This is a genomic window from Williamsia herbipolensis, assembly GCF_000964005.1.
In the GTDB taxonomy this organism is placed as follows: domain Bacteria; phylum Actinomycetota; class Actinomycetes; order Mycobacteriales; family Mycobacteriaceae; genus Williamsia_A; species Williamsia_A herbipolensis.
Map to the genome: position 1 here is coordinate 78,822 of NZ_JXYP01000005.1, position 22,590 is coordinate 101,411.

Here is a 22,590-nt window from a genome sequence, read left to right on the forward strand (position 1 = left end):
GAACATGTTCTAGTTCTCGTCACGGCCCACTTCCCGCTCCACTTACCCAGCGACGCGCCACGTACAAGCGGAGCGCGACTCGGAGCGCGAACCGCGTCAGGGTCGCGTGAAGTGCTCGCGTCGGCCCTGGCCGCGCAGGCGTACCCACTCGCGGAAGCCCGCGATGTCACGCCTCTGCACGAGGAAATACCAGCCGAAGCGGGCGTACTCCTGCGGGATCAGCTTCCGCAGGCCCGGCTGGTGTAGCAGGTAGCCGCGGTTGCGGTAGGTGAAGAACCGCTTGGTGGCGTCATCGGGGTACTGGGTGTGCATCCGTCCGCCGAGGATCGGCCGGAACTCCGCGGTGCCGTCGGGATGCAGATACGCGGTGATCAGACAGGTGCCGAACCGCAGACCGGACCGGACGAGGCGTCGGTGCATCTCCACCTCGTCACCGCGCACGAACAGGCGCAGGTCGGGGACGCCGACGGCGTCGATGGCCCGCGCGGAGAACAGGGCGCCGTTCATCAACGAGGCGATCCCGTCGAGGACCTCCTCGGTCTCCTCGGGCCCGGCGAACAGTTCCGATCGTTTGCGGCGCCACACGACACCGCGCCGCAGCGGGAACGCGAGGGTGTCGGGGTCGTCGATGTTGCAGACCACCGGCGACAGCTCGTCGTAGCCACCCTCGGTCGCGCAGCGCAGCAGGGTGGCGAGCACCTCGGGTCCCTCGGGCCGCCCGTCGTCGTCGGCACACCACACCCAGTCGGCGCCCAGGGCGAGGGCGTGCAGCATCCCGAGGGCGAAACCGCCTGCACCGCCCAGGTTGTGGGCCGATCCGATGTAGGTGGTCGGGACGTCGAGGCCGGAGACGAGGTCGGCGACGTCGGTCTCGTCACCGTTGTCGACCACCACCAGATGATCGATGGGACGGCTCTGACCGGTCAGCACCGCCAGCGACTGTCGCAGCAGTTCGACGCGACGGTGGGTGACCACCACCGCGACAACGCGCTCCGTCACGCCGGATCGGCCGAACCGGCGCGCGCGGCATCGTCGCGCGCCTTGTCATCCCGGGCGACATCGGCGATCACGTCGCGTACGTGGCGCGCGGCGTCGGGCCCCTCGTAGGCGCCGACGACCTCCTCGATGCCACCGTCCATGCGGATCTGGCCGTGATCGATCCACAGTGCCCGGTCGCACAGCTGGGCCAGGAACTCGTTGGAATGGCTGGCGAACACCAGGATTCCGGAACGCTTCACCAGATCCTGCAGTCGCACACGGGCTTTGCGCATGAAATCGGCGTCGACCGCACCGATACCCTCGTCGAGGATGAGGATCTCGGGGTCGATGGAGGTGACCACGCCGAGCGACACCCGCACCCGCATACCGGTCGAGTACGTGCGCAGCGGCATCTTCAGGTAGTCGCCCAGCTCGGTGAACTCGGCGATCTCATCGGTCTTCTTGAGCATCTCCCGACGACTCATGCCGAGGAACATGCCGCGGATGATGATGTTCTCGTAACCCGAGATCTCCGGGTCCATGCCGACGCCGAGATCGAACACCGGCGCGACGCGACCGGAGATCTTGCAGGCCCCGCGCGTCGGCTCGTAGATGCCCGACAGCAGCCTCAGCAGCGTCGACTTGCCGGCGCCGTTGTGGCCGACGAGACCGATCCGGTCGCCGTGCGAGAGATGCAGGTCGATGTTCTTGAGCGCCTCGACCACGACGACGTTCGACTCGTTCGAGCCGATCACGCCACCGGCGCGACCGAGGACCGACTTCTTGAACGACCGTGTCTTCGCGTCGAAGATGGGGAAGTCGACGCACGCGCCCCAGGTGTCCAACCGCACTGTGCTCATCGCGTTCCCCTCAGACCCAGTAGGCCACGCGGGCCCGGTAGTTGCGGAGCACGAGGAGCGCGGCCGCCCAGCCCACCGCCGTGCAGCCGATCACGATGAACCAGTGGTAGGCCGCCACGTGCGCGCCGACGAGTGGCCCCCGGGAGATCTCGAGATAGTGGAACATCGGGTTGAGCTCCACCAGCTTGAGCCGCTCCGAGTTCTTGGCGTTCTGGCCGAGGTTGTCGGTGGTCCAGATGATCGGCGTCATGAAGAACACGAGCTGCACCACCGTCGCGAGCAGCTGGCCGATGTCCCGGAACCGGGTCGAGAGGATCCCGAAGACGATCGTCACCCAGATCGCGTTGAGCGCGAAGAGGAACAGCGCCGGGATGATCAGCACGATCGTCCAGTTCACCGGCTGCGGGAACACCGCCATCACCACGGCGTAGATGACGATGTTGTGGGCGAAGATGATCGACTGCCGCCACACCAGCCGGTAGACGTGCACGCTCAGCGCCGACGGGATCTGCTTGAGCAGGCCCTCGTTGCTGGAGAACACCACCGAGCCCTCGAGGATGGACTGGGAGATGAAGTTCCAGAAGATCAGCCCGAGGGTGACGTGCGGCAGGAAGGTCTTGATGTCGATGCCGAACAGTTCTCCGTAGAGAAGGCCCATCGCGACGGCGGTGACACCGGTCGCGACGGTGATCCACAGCGGACCGAGCAGGGATCGGCGATAGCGCTGTTTGATGTCCTGCCATCCGAGCAGGGCCCACAGTTCACGCTGGCCGAAGCCGGTGCGCAAGTCGGTCCACGCGCGCCGGAACGTCCTCGAGTCCGATGCGACCGGCGCGGCCGGCGAGACGTCGTCATCGTGCAGAACAGTGGACACGGTGCACGAGCCTACCGGCCTCGCCGTGCGACGACGGTCCCGCGGCAGGTCAGAGGTACTGGCCGGTGCCGGTCACGCCGTGTCCGCCGGACATCGGTCCGCCGGCGGGACCGGGCAGCTGTCCCTGACGCATCTGCTCGAGCTGCGCGCGGGCGGCCATCTGCTGGGCGAACAACGCCGTCTGGATGCCGTGGAACAGTCCTTCGAGCCAGCCGACGAGCTGGGCCTGGGCGATCCGCAGCTCGGCGTCGGACGGTGTCGACTCGTCGGTGAACGGCAGTGCCAACCGCTCGAGCTCCTCGCGCAGCTCGGGCGCAAGACCGTCCTCGAGTTCACGGATCGACGACTGGTGGATCTCCTTGAGTCGGGTGCGGCTGGCGTCGTCGAGAGGAGCCGCGCGCACCTCCTCGAGCAGCTGCTTGATCATCGTGCCGATCCGCATCACCTTGGCCGGCTGCTCCACCATGTCGGTGAGGCCACCCGACCCCTCGTGGTCGTCGCCGGCGCCGGTCGGGCCACCGGGCCCGACCACCACGATGCGGTCGTCGGAGTCCGTGGAGTCCGACCCTGAACCGAAGACTGGGGATGTCATGTACCCATTGTGCGATATGCGTCCGACGCCATGTGGGCACCGTCCCCACCTGCGGTGACGAGCTGGTATGGATCACCTAAGCGAACGGTCTATCGTGTCTGCCATGAGTTACGACGTCGCTCGGGTGCGCGGGCTGTTCCCGTCGCTCGGCGACGGATGGATCCACCTCGATCCGCAGGTCGGGATGCAGATCCCGGACTCGGTCGCGTCGACGGTGTCCAAGGCGTTCCGGGCCCTGGTGTCCGCGCCGGGCGGGGTCTACCCCGCGGCACTGCAGTCGCGTGCGATCATCGACGCTGCCCGTGGCGCCGTCGCCGACCTCGTCGGCGGACAGTCGCGCGGAGTGGTCCTCGGACCGAGCCGCGGAGCCCTGCTCAACACCCTCGCCGAGTCGATGAGTCCTCGCGTGTGGCTCGGGTCGACGGTGATCGTCAGCCGACTCGACGACGAGGCCAACCTCGTCCCCTGGATACGGGCGGCCGACCGGTTCGGCGCGAAGGTGTCGTGGGCCGAGGTCGACATCGAGAACGGTGCGCTGCCGCCCTGGCAGTACCGCGACCTCGCCGGTGAATCGACCAGCGTCATCGCGATGACGGCCGCGTCGTCGACCATCGGCACGGTCACCGACGTCCGCTCGGTCGCCGAGGTCGCGCAGTCGGTGGGCGCGCTGCTCGTCGTGGACGCCACCAGCGCGGCGCCCTACATGCCTCTCGACATCACCGAACTCCAGGCCGACGTCCTCGTGGTCTCCGCCGAACGGTGGGGCGGCCCGCAGGCCGCCGCCATGGTGTTCCGTGATCCCGACCAGCTCGACCGGGTGCGCGCCGCGAGCCTGTCGCCACGTGCGGTCGGCCCGGAGCGACTGGAGGTCGACGGCCACCAGCACGCCATGCTCGCCGGTCTCGTCGCATCGATCGAGCACCTCGCGGGTCTCGACGAGGCCGCCACCGGTACCCGACGCGAACGGATCGTCACCTCGATGACGAGCCTGTCGGGATATCTGCAGCGGCTGCTGACCTACCTCGTGAACTCCCTCGAGCAGCTCAACACCGTGCGTGTGGTGGGTACCAGCGACCCGCGCGTGCCGACGGTCAGCTTCACCTTCAGCGGGGTGTCGGCCGACAAGGTGGTGCGCCGCCTGGCCGACAACGGCATCTGTGCGCTCGCCGATCAGCCCAGCCGCGCGCTCGACGGCATCGGTGCCGGCGACGTCGGTGGCGCGGTCACCCTCGGCCTCGGCCAATACTCGACCCCGTACGAGGTCGACCAGCTCGTCCGCTGCCTCGGCTCCCTCGCCTGACCCCCGCCACCGGGCAGTTCCTCGCGTCGATCGGGCAGGAACTCAGACCGTGAGCAGCACCTTGCCGATGGCGTCGCCGCCGTCGAGGTGGCGGTGCGCGGCATCTGCGTCGGCGAGCGCGAAGGTGCGGTCGATGATCGGACGGATCGAGCCGTCGGCCACCTTCGGCCACGTCGCCTCACGTACCCCGTTCATCACCGCGATCTTGCCGGTCGGACCGTCGACGGGACGCCCGCGCAGGTTGGTCGCAGCGACCGTGGCGCGCTTGGTGAGCATCGCGCCGAGGTTCAGTTCGGCGGTCGCGCCGCCCTGGAGCCCGATGATGACGAGCCGGCCGCTGTCGGCGAGGGCGGAGACGTTCTGCTGCAGGTACTTCGCGCCCATGATGTCGAGGATGACGTTCGCGCCACCGAGCTCCGACACGACCTCCACGAAGTCGTCGTCGTGGTAGTTGATGAGGGTGGTGGCGCCGAGGTCGGCGCAGAAGTCGAGTTTGCGTTGCGAGCCCGCCGTCACCGCGATGCGGGCGCCGAGTGCGCGGGCGAACTGGATCGCGTGGGTGCCGATCCCGCTCGCGCCGCCCTGGATGAGCAGGAGGTCGTCTGCGGCGAGGCCCGCGGTCATCGACAGGTTCGACCACACCGTGGCCGCCACCTCGGGCAGCGCCGCGGCCGAGACGAGATCGAGCGACCCCGGTACGGGGAGCACCTGACCGGCGGGCACGGCGACGAACTCGGCGTAGCCACCACCGGCGAGCAACGCACAGACCTCGTCGCCGACGGCGAGGTCGGTCACGCCCTCACCGAGCTCCGCGACCGTGCCCGACACCTCGAGGCCGAGGATCTCGCTGGCCCCGGGCGGCGGCGGATACAGGCCCTGCCGTTGCATGAGGTCGGCGCGGTTGACCCCGGCCGCGACGACGGCGATGAGGACCTCGCCGGGACCGGCGGAGGGCTTCGGGGCGGTGGTGGGTTCGAGGACGGCGTCGGATCCGTCGCCGCGGACGGCGATCGTGCGCATGGAGGTCACCCGTCATCTCTACCCCGTGACGTCGATGCGCACACAGAGGCCTGCACCGAGCGGACTCCGTGGGCGTCGCGTCACAGAGTTAGCCGCGCGAAGTAGAGCGTTCGTCCGACTGTTTTCCGGGCGCGCCGGCCGTATCGTTCGATGACGTCGCGAACTGTTTTGTCGCACGACGCCGTCGACTCGGGGGTCACATGTTCAGCATCGGTCAGCAGACGGACGAGGCCCCGAACGGGGTCGACTCCGACGCCTGGTCGGGCCCGTCGGTGTCCTCGAACCTCCACTCCGTCACCGACGACCGTTCCGGCGAGGCGGCATCCGAGTGCGAGTCGATGTCGCCCGAGGAGCAGCGTTCGTGGCGCGCCTTCGTCGACGGCACCCACGCGCTGCTCGTCACCCTCGACAAGGCCCTCGTCTGCGATGTCGACCTCGCGCTGGGGGAGTTCCTGCTGCTCACGGCGCTGTCGGAGAACGATTCGATGCGCATGTCGGATCTGTCGAGCAGTGGTCTCGGATCGCGGAGCACCATCTCGCGGCAGGTGTCGCGGCTGGTCGGTATCGGCGACATCGCGCGGCTGCCCGATTCCACCGATGCCCGCAATCGCCTGGTCAGCATCACCGATCGCGGTCGCGAGCATCTGCGTGTCGCCGAGGTCGATCACTCCCGACGCGTCCGCAAGCATCTGCTCGCCCACATCAGCACCGAACAACTCGACGAGCTCGGCAGCATCTTCACCCGTGTGCGCGACGGCCTCGAATCCGACTGACAGGCCCCGCCGAGAAGTCGGTCGCCCCGGCCGTCAGAGCCGCTTGTCCAGCGTGAGCCACTGGGGGAAAAGGAGGTCGGTGGCGGCATGGCCGGCGTCGTGCCAGGGTCTCGGCGCGACGACGGGACAGCTCGGGTCGCGCCGGCTCATCACCCACGCCGCCCACCAGCTGAACGACGAGTTGCTCATGACCATGCCGTGGCCCGCCGCCATCGCGGCGAGCGTGGTGACCGGTCCCATCGCCAGCTCGGGGTCGTAGATCTCGGCGTCGATGAGGAAGTCGAAGTCGGGGGCGAGCAGCTCGGGGCTGTCGGTGAAGAGGACCTGCGTCGACGGCAGGCCGGCCACCCGTTGGAGTGCAGCGCGGAAGTACCCCGGTCCGGCGAGGCCGTGGATCCCCCTGTTCCGGGCCTGCAGGTAGTCGCCGCGCCGGATGTGCACGGCGAGGAAGTCGCTCGGCAGCGCTGGACCGTCGCGGCGTGCCCGTGCGAACGCCGAGTCGAGGATCCCGAACAGCTCGTCGGCGTGGTCGGCGAAGTAGCGCGGGCTCTGGAAGTACCCGGACAGCGTGGTCCCCGGCGTGATCGCGTCGATCGACGGGTCGACCTCACGGCTCGCCGGCCGGAACACCGGCGACCGCGCGATCCTCAGCCGCGCGAGCGGGGGCATCGCAGCCGCGAACCGGTGGCGCAGCCCCACCGAACCGTCGGCGGCCTGCCGGGGGTAGTCGAGGTTGACCAGGGTGCCCGGAAGCCCGAGTGTGTCGATCTCGAACGAGCGCTGCGCGTAGCTGCAGAACGCCGACACGTCGATGTAGAGCGGGCAGCCCAGTCGCCGTGATTGCGCGAAACCTGCTGCGTACTCGAAGAGTTGATTACCCAGGCCCCCGCCGATCTGGTGCACGCAGATGCCGTCGGCGATGTCGCGCGGCGAGACGTGCGGTGCCGCCGACGCGGGTCCGACCACCACCGGGTCGCCACCAGCTGCCGTGTTCATGCGTACGACACTAACGATCGGTCCGTGCTCGCTGCATCACCCTCGACAAGCGCGGAGCGGGTCTGACGTACCCTTCTCGGCGAAGGAAGTGTGGCAGAGCGGCCGAATGCACTCGCCTTGAAAGCGAGCGTCAGTTAACCCTGACCGGGGGTTCAAATCCCTCCACTTCCGCCGATGGGTGCCGCGTCGCGCGATGTCCGCACGGACGCCGAGGGGCCGGTGGCGCCGATGACGAGCGCGGACGGACTGTGTGGGGTTCGGTTCACGGTGCATCGCTCTCGGTGGGCCCGGCCGACAGTCGGGCGTTGATCGAGTCGACGATCGTGCGTGCCGTCGCCACCAGCGACGCGCGCTGGCGGGGTGTCAGGTCGGCGGTGGTGACATCGTCGAGTTCGCGCCACATCGCGGCGATCGGTTCACGCATCGCCTCGCCTTTGGCGGTGAGGTGATTGACCGAGACGCGGCGGTCGTACTCGGCGGGCTCACGAGTCACGAGGCCGGCATCGTGCATGCGCCGCAACGCTTTCGACATGGTGGAGTGGTCGACACCGACGTTGGCGACCAGATCGGACTGCGTCTGTCCGTCTCGTTGATGCAGGTGCATGAGGATCAGTTCCTGCCCGGGGTGCAGGTCGAGCCGCCTCAGCAGCGCCGAGGCGTAGCCGCGATGCGCGCGAGCGAGCTGAAAGATCGCGTAACTCACGTTCCCTTCATCGAAGACAGCTCCGGGGGATGGTGCGGTGGGATCAGACATGTGCCCCATTCTCGGCCCGCCAGGTCGGGTAGTCGGTGTACCCCGCCGCGCCTCCGCCGTAGAACGTGCTCGGGTCGGGTTCGTTGAGCGGTCCGCCTTGCCGGAGCCGGGCCACGAGATCGGGGTTGGCCAGGGCGAGACCGCCGATGGCGATGAGATCGGCGACACCGCTGTCGACATCGGCGACGCGGGTGGCGATGTCGGTGCCCGCGCGGTTGAGGATCACCGTCGTGGGCCACAGGTCCCGGATGGTGGTCAGGAGGGCGTCGTCGCCGGAATGCATGACGTGGAGGTAGGCGAGCTGCAATGGGGCGAGCGCGGCCGCGAGTGCCGGGTAGAGCTCGCTGGTGTCGGATTCGGCGATGTCGTTGAAGGTGTTACCGGGTGAGATGCGGAAACCGGTGCGATCAGAACCGATTTCGTCGGCCACCGCGGTGGCGACCTCGACGGCGAAGCGGATCCGGTTGTCGAGCGAACCGCCGTAGGCGTCGGTGCGATGGTTGGTGTTGTCGGAGAGGAACTGCTGGATCAGGTACCCGTTGGCTCCATGGATCTCGACCCCGTCGGCGCCGGCGGCGATCGCCGCGGCGGCGGCCTCGCGGAAGTCGTCGACGGTCTGCGCCACTTCCCGGCCAGACAGTTCCCGCGGCTGTGGAATCGGCTGCATTCCCGTCGCGGTGAACATCGACGCCTCGGGGGTGATCGCCGACGGCGCGACCGGCCGGCGTCCGTGCGGGGTGTTGTCGGGGTGTGAGACCCGCCCGACGTGCATCAGTTGGATGACGATCTTGCCGCCGGCGGCGTGCACCGCGCTGGTGACCTGGCGCCAGCCTGCGACGTGGGCGTCGGTGTAGATGCCGGGGGTCAGGAGGTAGCCCTGGCCGTCGTCGGACGGTTGGGTGCCCTCGGTGATGATCAGTCCGGTCGAGGCCCTCTGGGCGTAGTACTCGGCGTTCAGTTCGGTCGGAACGCCTTCGGGTGTGGAGCGGTCGCGGGTCATCGGGGCCATCGCGATGCGGTTGGCGACATTTGTCGCGCCGACAGTGGCCGGGGTCCAGAGTGCGTCGTACATGAGAGGTCCTTTGGTGTGGAGGGGTGGCGTCGGATGGGTGGGGACGTGCGAGGTCACGCGATGGTCAGCGCGAGCTTTCCCCGTGTGTGGCCGCCGTCGCTCGCGTCCTGGGCAGCGGCGGCCTGTTCGAGCGGATAGGTGGTGACCGTGGTGATGAGGCTCCCGTCGGCGGCGTCGCGGGCAAGCTCCGCGAGGCGTCTCGGCGAGCGTGGCGTGGGCCCGCTGACGAAGGTGATCCCGAGCTCGTGGGCGCGGAAGTCGGCGATGGTGGCGATCCGATCCGTGCCGCCGCGGAGCGTGATCGAGTCCTCCAGGGCGCCTTTGCCCGCAAGATCGAACACCGCGTCGACACCGTCGGGTGCCAACTGCTCTACGCGGTCGACGAGCCCGTCGCCGTAGAGGGTGGCGGTGGCTCCGAGCGATGCGAGGTACAGCTGATTGCCCTGTCCGGCGGTCGCGATGACGCGGGCACCGCGTGCGGCTGCGAGTTGCACGGCGATGGTGCCGACGGCCCCGGCGGCGCCGTGGAGCAGCACCGTCTCCCCGGCCGTGACCTCGAGCAGATCGAGAACCCGTTCGGCCGTCGCGCCGGCGATGGGAAGCGACACGGCCTGTTCCCAGGGGAGTTCGGCCGGTTTGACCGCGATCTCCCCGACTGCCGCGAGGGCGTACTCCGCGTAGCCGCCGGTGGACGACCAACCGAACACCTCGTCCCCGACGGCGATGTCCTCGACGCCGTCGCCGGTGGCATCGACCACCCCGGCGACCTCGAAGCCGGGAATGGAGGGGAACGCCGTCGTGATGGCGGTCATGGAGCCCGAACGGATCTTCCCGTCGAGCGCGTTCACCCCTGCGGCCCGCACCCGAATGCGAACCTGGTCCGGACCGACCTGCGGTACGTCGACCTCGGCGAGGTGCAGTTCCGATGTGGTTCCGAAGCGATCGAACTGAATGGCCTGCATGGGGGTCTCCTCGAGATGTTCGTTTTATGTGGCTGGCCAAACAATAACAGGATATGTGTGGCTGGCCAACTAATATCGAGGATGTGGCCGTCCAGTAGTGGATGAGTACAGCTCACCGGGCTCCGACGGACCCGCACTCGGATGGACCGGGTGTGGACGCGCCCGTCTATGGCGTGGTCGTCAGGCGAGAGATTCCTGAGCGGATTCGGCTCTCAGGCCGTCCGTCGCAGGGCCGCGGCCGCATCGGATGCGGCGGCACGGAGAACCGCCACCTCGAAATCGGCCTGGATCAGTCCTGCGCCGAGGCGGGCACGCAGCGACGACCGCGACGACGGTGGGCCGATCGCGGTGCCGAGTGCTCGGAGGACCAGGAAGATGGCGGTGTCGAGGACGAGCAGGGGCGCACAGCGTCGGCGCTGGCGAAAACTCGACGTCCCGTACCTCCGGTACTGCTCGCGCAGTTCGGCGAATCGCTCACGGGGATGCCACACCACACGCGTGGCCGGGTCGACGGCGAACGCCACGCCGAGATCGGTGGCACGAGAACACAGCCCGACGTCGGCGCCACCGCGAATCTCTTCGAACCCGCCTGCCCGCCAAAAGAATTCACGATCGATGCCCAGATTGCAGGCGGGGTAGAAGCCGGCGTGGGCGTAGGTGCGGGCGCTGAACGGGTTGAGGTGGCGGGCGATCGCGGCGGCGATGTCGGGTGTCTGCTCGACCTCGATGTCGGAGTAGGAGATCACCGGACGGTCGGCGTCACGCAGCGCGTCACGGTGCGATTCCAACCAGCCGTCGAGCGCACGACACCGGGTGTCGAAGAAGACGAGCGCGGTGGTCGTGGCGAGCGCGGCGCCGAGGTTGCGCGCGCCGTAGGGCCCGGGCGCGTGGGAGTTGAGAAGAAGGCGAACGCCGAGGCGGGCACAGATCTCGGCGGTGGCGTCGCACGAACGGTCGTCGATCACCACGATGTCGTCGCCGGGTCGGAGCTGCGGCAGCACCGAGGTCAGGCAGTCCTCGATGAGGGTCTCGGCGTCCTTGGCCGCCACGATGACCGAGAGGGTGACATCACCGGACACCGGAGCGTTCATACGAACGCAGTTTACGACCGAATGAACGGTTCTGCCGGGTACGCCGGGTTCAGACCCCGAACATGGGTGGTAGCGCCAACAGGATCACCGCGGTCCACGCGACGTGGGTGAGCATGGGCGCGAGGATGCCGTCGGTGGCGCGGCGCTCGATGGCGGCGACCAGTCCCAACAGGATCGCGGCGAAACCGAGCATCGGGTTGCCGCTGGCCAGGGTGACCACGATGTAGATCAGGGTCGAGAAGATCACCGGGTAGTGCCGGCCCAGCGCCGAGTAGAGCGCGCCGCGGAAGAACATCTCTTCGGCGATGCCGTTGACCAGCGCGATGACCACGACGACGGTCAGATTGCCCTTGGTGGCGTGCTCGAAGACGTTGGCGATCAGATCGTGGATCGGCGGGATCAGGCGCACCACCAACCCGCCGAGGACGAAGACCAGTCCGAGCCCGAGGCCGACGCCGAGGCCGGTCAGCACCGGGCGGCGCCGGTGACCACGCCACGTGATGCGACCGAGGTGCAGCGGTCGCGACAGCGCCGCCCCGATGACCCACGTGGCGGCCAGGGCGAGGGTGTAGACGTAGAAGATCGACGCGCCGGGCTCGGTCGAGAGCGACAACGCCAGGAACACGCTGCCGATCAGCAGGAACACCACGACCACGATGCGCCGTCGGCGGATCACGGCCGGATCCTCGCCCGGGTGACTGGGCTCGCGGTGCAACACCGCGCCCCGCAGCTCGTCCCAACCCTGAGTGACCATCGTCGTCATCGTGTCACCGTCCTACGCGCGGCGCGATCTTGTGGAAGGACGACAGCGCGAGATCCACGCCGGTGCGGACCGCGCCGGCCGCCGTTCCGTTGGACAACACGAGACCGGCCCCGAGCTTCTCGACATGGTCCCATCCGCCCGAGCCGATCAGGGTCGCCGCGACGCGACGCACCCGGAGCAGGTCGCCACCGGCCCACACGGGGTCGGAGTCGGCGAGGTGGTGGATGTCGGTGAGCTTGTTGACCGGCAACGCCGGTCCGCTCTCCACGGATCGTTCGACCGCCTCGGTCACGGTGAGCAGGCCGCCGGGCGGGTCGGGCACGATCGACCGGATGCGGTCCTCGGAGGCGTACATCGGGTAGTCCAGCGACGCGACGAGGTCGGCGGTCAGGCCGGTCGGGACGGGCACCAGCGAACTGCTGACGAGCGACGCCAACCCGGTGCCGAATCCGCGCAGCGGCAACGGGATACGACGCCTGTGCGCCGCGGCCAGGTAGGCGAACAGCAGCTCGCGGTAGCTCGACTTGTTGGCCCCGGCGACGTCGTAGTCGCCGGCGGGCAGGGTGTCGGGATCGGCTGCGGCGACGAGGTAGTAGCAGATGTCGCGGACCGAGATCGGGTCCATCTTGTTGTCGGCCCAGGCCGGCAGCGGGATGACCGGCAGGCGGTCGGCGAGGTAGCGGACGAGCTCGAAGGAGGTCGACCCGGCGCCGACCACGACCGCCGCGCGCAGCCACACCAGTTCCGGACCGTCGTCGACGCGCAGATGATCGGCGACCTCGGCGCGGCTCTCGAGGTGCTCGGAGAGCTTCTCGCCGTCGGGTACGAATCCGCCGAGGTAGACGATGCGCGAGACGCCGGCGTCGCGAGCGGCCTCGGCGACGTTGCGGGCCGACGCGTTGTCGGTGCTGCGGAAATCGGACTGTCCGATCGCGTGGACGAGGTAGTAGACGACGTCGACGTGGCCGATGGCGCCGAAGGCGGTGGCCGCGGCGGTCCGGTCGGTGGCGTCGAGGGCGACGGGCAACACGTCGTCGTACCAGCCGAACGCGGCGAGGCCGTCGGGCTTACGGGACGCCGCGACCACCTCGTGCCCAGCGGAGAGCAGTTCGGTGATCAGTCGTGACCCCACGTAGCCGGTTGCACCGGTGACCAGTACTCGCATGCCTCCACGGTACGGACCGGTACGTCCGGATCCAGTGTGAGATACCGCTCCGCCTGAAGCGGAATGTTCGCGGTGAGGGTGGGGGTGACGTGCGGTTCAGAGCCAGTCGCGGCGTTTGAACAAGACGTAGAGGACCACCATCGCGGTCAGCAGCAGCACGACACTCGTGACGAAACCGGCGGTGTGCTCGAAACCGGGGAAGGGCACGTTCTGGCCGTAGAAACCGGTGATGGCCGTCGGCACGGCGATGATCGCCGCCCACCCGGTGAGCTTCTTCATCACCGTGTTCAGCCGCGCGTCCTGCAGCGACAGGTTCGTCTCGAACACGGTGGTCACCATGTCGCGCAGCGATTCGGTCCACTCCGTGGCCCGCAGCACGTGGTCGTAGAGGTCGGTGAACTCGGCGTCGAGCCGGTCGGACGAGCCGAGGGCGTCGCGCCGGCGCTGGATCAGCGACACCACCTCCCGCATGGGCAACACCACCCGGCGCAGCGCGACCAGGTTCTTGCGCAGCAGGTAGGTGCGACGTTGCAGCGATCGCGACCCCGTCGAGTCGTCGAACAACATGCTCTCGAGATCCTCGATCGCGTCGTCGAGTTGCTGCACGGCCTCGAAGTGACCGTCGACGACGACGTCGAGGAGTCCGTGCAGCAGCGACCCGACCCCGCGCTCGAGACCCCCGATCTCGTCCCACCGCGCCACCACGTCGTCCATGTCGAACACCGCCGAACGATCGTCGGCCGCATCGCGTCCCGCGGTGAGACGGACGGTGATGAGCGCGTTGCCGACGAGGAACATCGAGATCCGTTGCACCTTCAGTGCGTTCTCGGCGAACTCGACGTCGAGCTCGGAGTCCGGCGCGGCGGCCGCGCCGTCGAACGCCACCGCGTACACGGTGATGAACGTGTGGTGCGCGTAGCCGGTGGCCTTGACCCGCTCCGAGGCCGCGAGGGCATCCTCGACCGCCCAGCGGTTGAGGTCGAGTTCATCGGCGAGCGCGCTCAGGGTCTCGTGGGACGGGTCGACGAGGTCGGCCCAGATCATCGTCGAGGGGTCGTCGATGCAGTCCGACACCTTCGCCAACTCGAAACCGTCGACGGGCTCGCCGTCGCGCCAGATCTGTCCGCGTACCTGCGGTCCGCTCGTACCGTTGTCGACCACGTGCGGCGTCAGTGGGAGGTCGAGAAACCGGACCGACGGCGGTGGCGGGCCAGCGCCAGGTCGACCAGTCGGTCGATGAGGTCCCGGTACGGCAGGTCGGTCGCCTCCCACATCTTCGGGTACATCGACGACGGTGTGAAACCGGGAATCGTGTTGACCTCGTTGAGAAGCCAGCCGCGCCCGTCCTCCTCGTAGAAGAAGTCGGCGCGCGCCATCCCCGAGCAGCGCATCGCGGTGAACGCCGAGACGGCCAGAGCGCGGACCTCCGCGATCTCGTCGTCGGTCAGCTTCGCCGGGATCTGCAGTCCCGCAGTGCCGTTGAGGTACTTGTCGGCGTAGTCGTAGAACTCCGCACCGGGGAGCACCTCGCCGGGAAGCGATGCCTCGGGTGCTTCGTTGCCCAGCACCGCGACCTCGATCTCCCGTCCGGTGACGGCCTCCTCGAGGACGACGACCTCGTCGTAGGTCAACGCCAGATCGATCGCCGCGGTCAGCTCGGCGGCGTCGTGTGCCTTCGAGATCCCCACCGAGGAACCGAGATTGGCGGGCTTGACGAACAGCGGCGCGCCGAGTTCGGCGATCGCGCGGGCCTCGAGCTCGGCGCGGTCACCGACGCCGTCGCGGTACTCCAGCCACCGGCACTGCGGTATCCCCGCCTGCGCCGTGACGACCTTGGCCATCGCCTTGTCCATGCACACCGCCGACGACAGCACCCCGCTGCCGACGTAGGGCACACCGGCGAGTTCCAACATGCCCTGCACGGTCCCGTCCTCGCCGTGGGGTCCGTGCAGCAGCGGCAGCACGACCACCGGGAGATCGCCCTCGCTGACGGCGGCCAGCGGTTGCAGCGCCGTGCCGACCGGCTCGAGGTGATCGGGCAGCGCGCGCTGCTCGGCCATGGCGGCGATGGCGGCGTCGTTGCGGGTCCAGACCCCTTCGCGGGTGATCCCGACGGGAACGATGTCGAAGCGGTCGCGATCGGCGGCGGCGAGGACGTGCGCGGCCGTGACACACGACACGTCGTGTTCGGCCGAGACTCCGCCGAACAGGACCACCAGGCGGTGACGATCAGGCGATCCGCCGGTGGTGGCGGGGGTCAGCATGCCCTCACCATACGGTTGCCCACCCATCGGTCGCGAGAGACGTGCCCGGCACCGGCGAACGGGTTCGGCAGGGGTCAGCGCTGCCGCGGAGTAGTTTCGATGCGTGCAATTCACAGCAACGCAGGTGGCCGCGGCGACCGGTGGTCGCCTGATCGGCCCCGACACGACGGTGTCGGGCGCCGGCATCGACTCGCGCACCATCACCGCCGGTCAGCTGTTCGTGCCCATCGTGGCCGCACGAGACGGTCACGAGTTCATCGGCACCGCGGTGGCCGCGGGTGCGAGCGTGACCCTGGCCTCGACCCCGGTCGACGTCCCGGGGGTGACCGTCGTCGAGGTCGACGACACCGCGACGGCGCTCGCCCGCCTCGGCACGGCGGCCCGTGACCGTGTCACCGGCCCTGTCATCGGCGTCACCGGGTCGGTCGGCAAGACCTCGACGAAGGACCTCCTGGCGCGCGTCCTGTCGACGGGTCTGCGGACCGCGGCCAACGAGCGCTCGTTCAACAACGAGCTCGGCCTGCCGCTGACCCTGTTCAACGCCCCCGATGACACCGAGGCCGTCGTGGTGGAGATGGGTGCGCGCGGTGTCGGCCACATCGCGACACTCTGCGAGATCGCCCATCCGACGATCGGTGTCGTGACCCGGGTCGACGGCGTGCACCTCGAACTGTTCGGCGACATCGCCTCGATCGTGCAGGCCAAGGGCGAGCTCATCGCGTCGCTCCCCGACGACGGTCTCGCCGTGCTCAACGCCGATCAGGCGGAGGTGGTGTCGATGGCGGCACGCACCTCGGCGCGGGTCATCGCCTACGGGTCGGCGCCCACCGCCGATGTCCGCGCCACCGACATCCGTGTCGACGCCGAACTCCGACCCACCTTCGTGCTGCACACCCCCTGGGGGTCGATCGAGGTGTCGATGCAGGCGCGCGGCCGTCACCAGGTCCACAACGCGCTCGCCGCGGCGGCGGTCGCCGGCGGGATCGGGCTCGGTGTCGATCGCATCGCCGAGGGCCTGTCGGGTGCGGCGATCTCCGGTCTGCGCATGGAACTGTCGCGCACCGACTCCGGTGTGCAGATCCTCAACGACTCCTACAACGCCAACCCGACGTCGATGGTCGCCGCACTGGAGGCGCTGGCCGGGCTGACGGGCAACCGCAAGCTCGCCGTCCTGGGTGTCATGGCCGAGCTCGGCGGCACCGCGCGCGCCGAACACCTCGCGATCAGCGACCGCGCCGCCGAACTGGGGATCGACGTGATCGCCGTCGACGCGCCGGATTACGGTCCGCGCGCCACCCACGTCGCCGACATCGACGACGCCGTGCTGGCCCTCGGCGATCTCGGGGACGGGGACGCGGTCCTGGTGAAGGGTAGTCGGGTCGCCGCGCTCGAAAGGGTGGCGCAGGCCCTGCTCACGACCACGGGCGCGCACTGAGCGAGACGGCGAACGCCACACCGGCGCTGCGCCTCTCGTCGTCGCTCACCGGGATCCGCGGTGTCGCGGCGCTTCTGGTGTGCGCCTCGCACGCGGCCTTCTGGACCGGTCACTACACCGATGACCTGCCGGGTCGGATCCTCGCGCGCCTCGAGATCGGCGTGCCGATCTTCTTCACGCTGTCGGGGTTCCTGCTGTTCCGCCCGTGGATCTCGGGTCTCGCCCAGGGCGCCGGCTCACCGTCGCTGCGGCGCTACGCCGATCACCGGGTGCGCCGCATCCTGCCCGCCTACTGGGTCACGGTGCTCGTGGTCTACGCCGTCTACGCCTGGTTCCGCACCGACGACTCCGAGTTCGGCCGGGGCGTCGGCGGCCTGGTCCGCAACCTCACACTCACCCAGATCTACGGCTTCGGACACCTGCACACCGCACTGACGCAGATGTGGAGTCTCGCGGTGGAGGTCGTCTTCTACCTCGCGCTGCCCGCCATCGGATGGGTGATCACCGCGATCGTCTGCCGCCGGCGGTGGCGCCCCGACCTGGTGCTGGTCAGCCTGGTGGCGCTGCTGACGATCTCGCCGCTGTGGGCGCTGGCGACCCACAGCGGGTCGGGCATCGATCCGACGGCGCGGCTGTGGCCACCGGCCTTCCTCAGCTGGTTCGTCGGTGGGATGATCCTGGCCGTCGCGGTGCAGATGTCGGTGCGCGCCAACCCGACGCTCCTCGTGCTGATCGCGGTGCTGCTCTTCCAACTCAGCTCCGCCGGTTTCGCCGGCGAACCCACCATCACCCCGACGACGATGTCGGCCACCGTCATCAAGCTCATGCTCTACCTGGGCGCGGCGATGTGCCTCGTCGGCGCGCTCGTCCTCGGGCCACCGGGCTCGTGGATCGACCGCCTGCTGTCGCGGCCGATGATCGTATGGCTCGGTGAGATCTCCTACGAGTTCTTCCTCACCCACCTCCTCGTGCTGGAGATCGTGATGGACGTCCTCGACTACCGCACCTTCACCGGGTCGACGGTCGGCGTGTTCGTGGTGACGACGGTCATCACCGCCCCGATCGCGTGGGCACTGCATCGCGTGACGTCGGTCATCTGGCGTCGTCCCAGCGGTCGAGAGCGCGTCCGATCCGTACCATCGACGGTGTGACCAGCCCCGATCGCGACACCCCGGACCGGCCCGACGCTGCTCGTGCCGACACCCCCGGGGTCGACGCCGCCGCGATCCGACGCTGGTGCGAGCGCTCGATCATCCCGGGCCCGCATCCCGAACTGTCCGACTCCGCCGCCGTCATCATCGCCTCCGGTCACCTCACCGAACCCGCCCGGGCGATCATGACCCGCCGCATGTCCTCCGGTCTCCCGATCCCCACGGCGCACACCGTTCTCGGGGACGGTCGCGGCGGCTTCGGTGAACTGCGCCGGATGCACCGCACCGTCAACGCCATCGAGGCCCAGCTCGGCAACCCGATGATCCCGGGCATGGTCGCGCCGGTGCTGCGGAGTCGTCGCAACACGTTCGTGCGTCGGCTCGACGACGCCCGCAAATCCCTCGTCAACGGCAAGGGCATCTTCTCGACCAGCATCCGCGGGATCCGGCGCGAACGCCGCGAGGGTGTCCACCTCGAACTCGCCGACCGCGAGCGATTGTTCCTGGGACTCACCTACACCCCGACACCCAACGTCGATTCCGGTGGCTACGTCCGTCGCGCCGGAACCGCCGCGATCGACCGGGTCGCCGGGATGGTCGGATCCGCCGCTGCGCGAGCAGGACTCGAGCGCGGACATCGATGGGTCGCCGAGCTCGTCGGGGACACCGACACCTTCACCACCTCCGAGGACGCCCGCTTCGTCGACGGCTACGAGACGATCCTGTTCGCCGCCGGTTCGTTCTACGACCGGGTGATGCGTTGTCCGGCATGGCATTCCGAACACTTCGAGATCCAGCGCACCGCTGTCGACCTGCACGCCGAACTCGCCGACATCGCCGCCGACGTGATCGCATTGCGCACCATCCGCATCGATCTCGACGCCAGTCGGCGCGCGGCCGGGTTCGACGCCGACTTCACCTCGCACATCGACGGACGCGAGGGCGCGCTGCGGCCGGTGTGGGGTGAACTCGTCGAGCGGGTCGCCGCACTGGCGTCGGTGGCCGAGGTGGTCGAGTCGGCGGCGGTGGAGCTGAGGGTGCTCGCGGAGTTCGCGCACACCGCCACCATCGACGACCGCATCGACCGTCTCGTCGCCCGCTCGGGTGACCGCGAGATCTCCGCCGACAACACCAAGCGACTCACCGAGCAGGTGCGCTCCGGCGAGGAACAGCTGCGCATCTACCGGGATGTGTTGCAGGGCAACATCCTCCGCCTGTCCTCGACCGACGGGCCCAAGCCCCGCTGACCCTCGGGCACCCCACCCCGTCAGTTGGGCACGTAATCCCGTCAGTTGGGCACGTAACTCCCGCAGTTGGGCAGTTGGCCGAGCACGTGGGGCGCGGGTGCCCAACTGCGGTCGTTACGTGCCCAACTGCGGTCGTTACGTGCCCAACTGGCGTGTCAGGAGCCGGTGACACCGATCTGGTGGGAGATCCACGGCAGGGTGTCCTGGAGCGCGCCCGCGGCGAATTGCCATGAGTGTCGGCCGGGTCGGGTGTCGATGGTGCAGGTGATGTCGACCTTGCGGTTGTCGGCGCACAACGCCGCCGCGGCCTGCGATTGATCGTTGGTCCCCCCGTCACCGCGTCCGCCGAGACCGGCACCCGCGCCGCCCTGCTGCCCGCCGGGGGGATGCTTCCCGCCGCCGTGGAAGGCATGGTTGCCGCGCCACCGCGGCATCCCTTTCTGGTCGGCCTCCTCGTACCGTGCCGAGACCCCGACGTACGGCCCGTGACGCGCCATCACCGTCGCCGGGTCGAACGACGCTGCCGCCGAGGCGTTCCCGCCGAAGAGTCGCTGCACGCTCTGGGCCGCGGTCCCTGCCACAGGCGCCGCGTCACCCGCGATGTCGACATAGCTCGAGAAGAGATGGGGGTGCATCACGGTCAGATCGACCGAGCACGTACCACCCATCGACCATCCGACGATGCCCCACTGCGCCGCCGTCGACGCGGTGTGGAACTGCGAGATCACGGCCGGGCGGACCTCGTCGGTCAGATGGGTCGCGACGTTGCCGCGTGGACCGTTCACACACTCGGTGTCGTTGTTGAACGAGCCCCCGGCGTCGACGAACGCGAGCACCGGTGCCTCACCGCCGTGCTTCGCCGCGTAGGTGTCGGCGATCGAGATGGCGTCGCCGGTGCGGATCCAGTCCGACGGGGTGTTGAACTCGCCGGCGATCATCATCACCACGGGCAAGGCGGGCGGAGTCGCTCCGCGGAACCACGCGGGCGGCAGGTAGACGTACTCGGTGCGATGCGCGAAGTGGCTGATCGAGTCGGTGGTCGTCATCGGGACGACCGCACCCTTCGTGCGCGTGGTGGAGCGCAGTGACGGCAGGGCGGACGCCGACACCTGATCGGGCAGTGGTCCGGCGGTGATCGCACCCCAGGCGGCCGACAGCGTCGGGTAGTAGCCCACCCACTGGTTGAGGATGACCGAGGTCGTGAGGACGGTCAGCAGCACCGCCACCAGCGTCACGCCACGTCGCCACCACCGCGCGGTCGTGAAACCCAGGACGAGTACCGCGAGCGCACCGATGCTCAGGCCCACCCACACCCACAGCTGCCAGGGGGCGGGGTCGGTCGCGAGGCCCTCGGAGTCGAAATAGAGGTGCACGGCCCACGCGCCGCCCACGGCAACGACGACGGCGATCGGGAACCAGAGGAGGCGCCAGCGGCGGGTCCTCCATCCGACGGCGACGACGAGGACGACGGCGGCGAGAATCTGCAGCGTGAGCGGGAACCACCCGTCGAGCAGGGACACACCCTGGTGTGGCGACACAGGCACGACACCGATTGTGCCCGCGTAATCGATTGCAGGACTGTGAGTTTCCTGGGAACCGAAAGCGGACGGAACGGCGGAAAACGGACGAAGCGGCGAGTGTGGAGCAGGGGTTCAGGCGGGGCGCGACCACGCCGACAGGTGGCCCTTCTCCTCGCTGGTGAGGCGTCGCAGGGTGTGGTTCTCGATGTCGACGACGGCCATCTGCGTCGTGGCGGTGCACGCCGGTGCGGAGCCGGCGGGGTTCGCCGCCGCGCGGATCTCGTAGCCGATCTCGAAGTCGACCGACCGGTACCGGTCGATCCACATCCCGATGCGCAACGGACCGTCCCGATGCGTGAGGCGGCGATGGAACCGGACGCCGACGGTGACGATCATCGCGCTGGTGATCAGGGGTCGGTACTCCGCGCCCGCGCTGAGCAGCCACGCCACCCGCGCCTCCTCCATCAGGGTGACCAGGCGGGCGTCGTTGATCGCGCCGGTGCTGTCGGCGTCGGACCACCGGACCCCGACCGTGGCCTCGAAGGCGAACGCGTCGGGTTCGAGCACGGTGGGCGCCTCCGTTGCGTCGTGGTGGCCCAATCGTGACCGACCTGAAGTATGCCGATCCACGATAGATCGCTGTTCGGCGTCGGATCGCTCGGTACTCTCGCTGTAGTGAAGTGCGGCTCGAGGTCGCGTCGGGGGAGGTGATCGGCCGTGAGGGGTTCTCAGGTGTCACGACATGGTGTGGGTGTGCGTGCTCGGGGGTTGCTCCGTGCCGCCGCCCCGATCCTGATGGCGGCCGGACTCCTCGCGGGGTCCGGCGTGCTCGTCGGGCCGATCGCGTCCGCGGCCCCTGCTGCGCCCGCCCCGACGGTGGCGACCCTTGACACCGTCACCAAGGTCACGCCCCGGCATCTCGACCTCACCGTCGATTCCCCGGCCATGCGCGGCAAGGTCAGCGTCTCGGTGCTGCTGCCCCGCGACACGTCGGTCTCGCGGTCGACGGTCTACATGCTCGACGGTGCCGGCGCGACCGGCGCGGTCAGCGACTGGATCACCAAGGGCAACGCGGTGAAGTTCTTCGAGGACAAGAACGTCAACGTGGTGCTGCCGTCGGGCGGCAAGGGCTCGTTCTACACCGATTGGGACCGCAAGGACCCCGTGGTCGGCCAGCCGATGTGGGAGACGTTCCTGACCGAGGAGCTCCCCCCGCTGATCGACCGGTACTACAACGGCAACGGCCGCAACGCGATCGTCGGTCTGTCGATGGGCGGCCAGGCCGCGCTCGCCCTCACCTTCCGCCACCCGAACCTCTACACCGGTGCCGCGTCGCTCAGCGGCTGTCCACCGGTCAGCGGTCTGCTCAACGAGGCCTACGTCCGCGCCACGGTCGCGCGCGACGGCGGCGACGCCACCAACATGTGGGGTCCGATCCAGGGGCCGAACTGGGCCGCACACGATCCGAGCCTGCACCTCGACAAGTTGCGCGGGAAGAACCTCTACATCTCGGCCGGGTCGGGGGCCATCGGACCGCTCGACTTCACCGCCCCGCTCGATCCGGGGATGTCGCGCCAGCAGCAGCTGTTCGCCGCGTCGGGCCTCGAGAGCGGCGCCTACCGGTGCTCGTTGGAGTTCGCGGTCACCCTGCGCGCCAACAACGTCCCCGCGACGGAGAGCTTCCCGCTGATCGGCACCCACTCCTGGGCGTACTGGTCGCGTGACCTGCCCGAACTGTGGCCCACCATCGCCCGAGGGCTCTAGCCCGACGCA

22 protein-coding genes and 1 tRNA gene are annotated in these 22,590 nt (G+C 69.0%); 7 read left to right on the forward strand and 16 right to left on the reverse strand.

Annotated features, from left to right (window positions below; genetic code table 11):
* Positions 1-96: 96 nt before the first annotated feature.
* From glfT1 to TU34_RS01670, 4 genes are read right to left on the reverse strand one after another with little or no spacing between them, the layout of a single operon-like run.
* A complete protein-coding gene (glfT1, locus tag TU34_RS01655) occupies positions 97-999 on the reverse strand; it encodes a galactofuranosyltransferase GlfT1 (protein ID WP_045821093.1) in 903 nt (300 codons plus the stop codon).
* A complete protein-coding gene (wzt, locus tag TU34_RS01660; RefSeq protein ID WP_045821094.1) occupies positions 996-1,838 on the reverse strand; it encodes a galactan export ABC transporter ATP-binding subunit Wzt/RfbE in 843 nt (280 codons plus the stop codon). The genes glfT1 and wzt overlap by 4 nt, the downstream gene beginning before the upstream one ends.
* 10 nt (positions 1,839-1,848) lie before the next feature.
* Positions 1,849-2,712 carry a galactan export ABC transporter permease subunit Wzm/RfbD gene (gene wzm, locus TU34_RS01665; protein ID WP_045821095.1) on the reverse strand — a complete coding sequence of 288 codons (864 nt, stop codon included), beginning with the start codon at positions 2,710-2,712 and terminating at the stop codon, positions 1,849-1,851.
* A gap of 49 nt (positions 2,713-2,761) precedes the next feature.
* A complete protein-coding gene (locus TU34_RS01670; protein ID WP_045821096.1) occupies positions 2,762-3,304 on the reverse strand; it encodes a bacterial proteasome activator family protein in 543 nt (180 codons plus the stop codon).
* 103 nt (positions 3,305-3,407) lie between these two features.
* Between TU34_RS01670 and TU34_RS01675 the strand changes: the two genes are divergently transcribed.
* A complete protein-coding gene (locus tag TU34_RS01675) occupies positions 3,408-4,604 on the forward strand; it encodes a cysteine desulfurase-like protein (RefSeq protein ID WP_045821097.1) in 1,197 nt (398 codons plus the stop codon).
* Positions 4,605-4,646: 42 nt separating this feature from the next.
* Here the strand turns inward: TU34_RS01675 and TU34_RS01680 are convergent, their stop codons facing one another.
* Entirely contained in the window at positions 4,647-5,624 is a 978-nt protein-coding gene (locus tag TU34_RS01680; RefSeq protein WP_045821098.1) for an NAD(P)H-quinone oxidoreductase, read from the reverse strand.
* Between the two features lie 200 nt (positions 5,625-5,824).
* Between TU34_RS01680 and TU34_RS01685 the strand changes: the two genes are divergently transcribed.
* Positions 5,825-6,397 (forward strand): MarR family winged helix-turn-helix transcriptional regulator, encoded by a 573-nt coding sequence (locus TU34_RS01685; protein WP_052688606.1) that lies wholly within the window; start codon positions 5,825-5,827, stop codon positions 6,395-6,397.
* 33 nt (positions 6,398-6,430) lie between these two features.
* Here the strand turns inward: TU34_RS01685 and TU34_RS01690 are convergent, their stop codons facing one another.
* Complete coding sequence (locus TU34_RS01690) at positions 6,431-7,393, reverse strand: alpha-1,2-fucosyltransferase (protein ID WP_045821099.1); 963 nt, start codon at positions 7,391-7,393, stop codon at positions 6,431-6,433.
* 84 nt (positions 7,394-7,477) lie between these two features.
* Between TU34_RS01690 and TU34_RS01695 the strand changes: the two genes are divergently transcribed.
* A tRNA-Ser gene (locus TU34_RS01695) sits at positions 7,478-7,564 on the forward strand.
* A gap of 91 nt (positions 7,565-7,655) precedes the next feature.
* On the opposite strand, the gene TU34_RS01700 is transcribed toward TU34_RS01695, so the two are convergent.
* From TU34_RS01700 to TU34_RS01735, 8 genes are all read right to left on the reverse strand, one after another.
* Positions 7,656-8,147, reverse strand: coding sequence for a MarR family winged helix-turn-helix transcriptional regulator (locus TU34_RS01700; RefSeq protein ID WP_045821100.1), 492 nt, complete (start codon positions 8,145-8,147; stop codon positions 7,656-7,658).
* Complete coding sequence (locus tag TU34_RS01705; protein ID WP_045821101.1) at positions 8,140-9,219, reverse strand: alkene reductase; 1,080 nt, start codon at positions 9,217-9,219, stop codon at positions 8,140-8,142. The genes TU34_RS01700 and TU34_RS01705 overlap by 8 nt, the downstream gene beginning before the upstream one ends.
* Before the next feature lie 53 nt (positions 9,220-9,272).
* Positions 9,273-10,181, reverse strand: coding sequence for an NADP-dependent oxidoreductase (locus TU34_RS01710; RefSeq protein ID WP_045821102.1), 909 nt, complete (start codon positions 10,179-10,181; stop codon positions 9,273-9,275).
* A 212-nt stretch (positions 10,182-10,393) separates the two neighbouring features.
* Positions 10,394-11,272, reverse strand: coding sequence for a glycosyltransferase family 2 protein (locus TU34_RS01715; protein WP_045821103.1), 879 nt, complete (start codon positions 11,270-11,272; stop codon positions 10,394-10,396).
* Between the two features lie 49 nt (positions 11,273-11,321).
* Positions 11,322-12,035: a CPBP family intramembrane glutamic endopeptidase gene (locus TU34_RS01720; protein WP_045821104.1), complete on the reverse strand. Its 714-nt coding sequence runs from the start codon at positions 12,033-12,035 to the stop codon at positions 11,322-11,324.
* Between the two features lie 4 nt (positions 12,036-12,039).
* The gene (locus tag TU34_RS01725) at positions 12,040-13,200 is read right to left on the reverse strand and encodes an NAD(P)H-binding protein (RefSeq protein WP_045821105.1); all 1,161 of its coding nucleotides are present in this window, start codon (positions 13,198-13,200) and stop codon (positions 12,040-12,042) included.
* A gap of 96 nt (positions 13,201-13,296) precedes the next feature.
* Positions 13,297-14,361 carry a magnesium transporter CorA family protein gene (locus TU34_RS01730; protein WP_045821106.1) on the reverse strand — a complete coding sequence of 355 codons (1,065 nt, stop codon included), beginning with the start codon at positions 14,359-14,361 and terminating at the stop codon, positions 13,297-13,299.
* 8 nt (positions 14,362-14,369) lie between these two features.
* Entirely contained in the window at positions 14,370-15,464 is a 1,095-nt protein-coding gene (locus TU34_RS01735) for a D-alanine--D-alanine ligase family protein (protein ID WP_045821107.1), read from the reverse strand.
* A 103-nt stretch (positions 15,465-15,567) separates the two neighbouring features.
* Between TU34_RS01735 and TU34_RS01740 the strand changes: the two genes are divergently transcribed.
* From TU34_RS01740 to TU34_RS01750, 3 genes are read left to right on the forward strand one after another with little or no spacing between them, the layout of a single operon-like run.
* Positions 15,568-16,899 carry a UDP-N-acetylmuramoyl-tripeptide--D-alanyl-D-alanine ligase gene (locus TU34_RS01740; protein ID WP_045821108.1) on the forward strand — a complete coding sequence of 444 codons (1,332 nt, stop codon included), beginning with the start codon at positions 15,568-15,570 and terminating at the stop codon, positions 16,897-16,899.
* 26 nt (positions 16,900-16,925) lie between these two features.
* A complete protein-coding gene (locus tag TU34_RS01745) occupies positions 16,926-18,050 on the forward strand; it encodes an acyltransferase family protein (protein WP_420835148.1) in 1,125 nt (374 codons plus the stop codon).
* Entirely contained in the window at positions 18,047-19,297 is a 1,251-nt protein-coding gene (locus TU34_RS01750; RefSeq protein WP_420835147.1) for a hypothetical protein, read from the forward strand. The genes TU34_RS01745 and TU34_RS01750 overlap by 4 nt, the downstream gene beginning before the upstream one ends.
* A 155-nt stretch (positions 19,298-19,452) precedes the next feature.
* Here the strand turns inward: TU34_RS01750 and TU34_RS01755 are convergent, their stop codons facing one another.
* Both TU34_RS01755 and TU34_RS01760 read right to left on the reverse strand, forming a co-directional pair.
* Positions 19,453-20,841, reverse strand: a complete 1,389-nt coding sequence (locus TU34_RS01755) for an alpha/beta hydrolase (protein ID WP_238981126.1) — start codon at positions 20,839-20,841, stop codon at positions 19,453-19,455.
* Between the two features lie 108 nt (positions 20,842-20,949).
* Positions 20,950-21,384 carry an acyl-CoA thioesterase gene (locus tag TU34_RS01760; protein WP_238981127.1) on the reverse strand — a complete coding sequence of 145 codons (435 nt, stop codon included), beginning with the start codon at positions 21,382-21,384 and terminating at the stop codon, positions 20,950-20,952.
* A 228-nt stretch (positions 21,385-21,612) separates the two neighbouring features.
* Between TU34_RS01760 and TU34_RS01765 the strand changes: the two genes are divergently transcribed.
* The gene (locus tag TU34_RS01765) at positions 21,613-22,581 is read left to right on the forward strand and encodes an alpha/beta hydrolase (RefSeq protein ID WP_045821151.1); all 969 of its coding nucleotides are present in this window, start codon (positions 21,613-21,615) and stop codon (positions 22,579-22,581) included.
* The last annotated feature ends 9 nt before the right edge of the window (positions 22,582-22,590 follow it).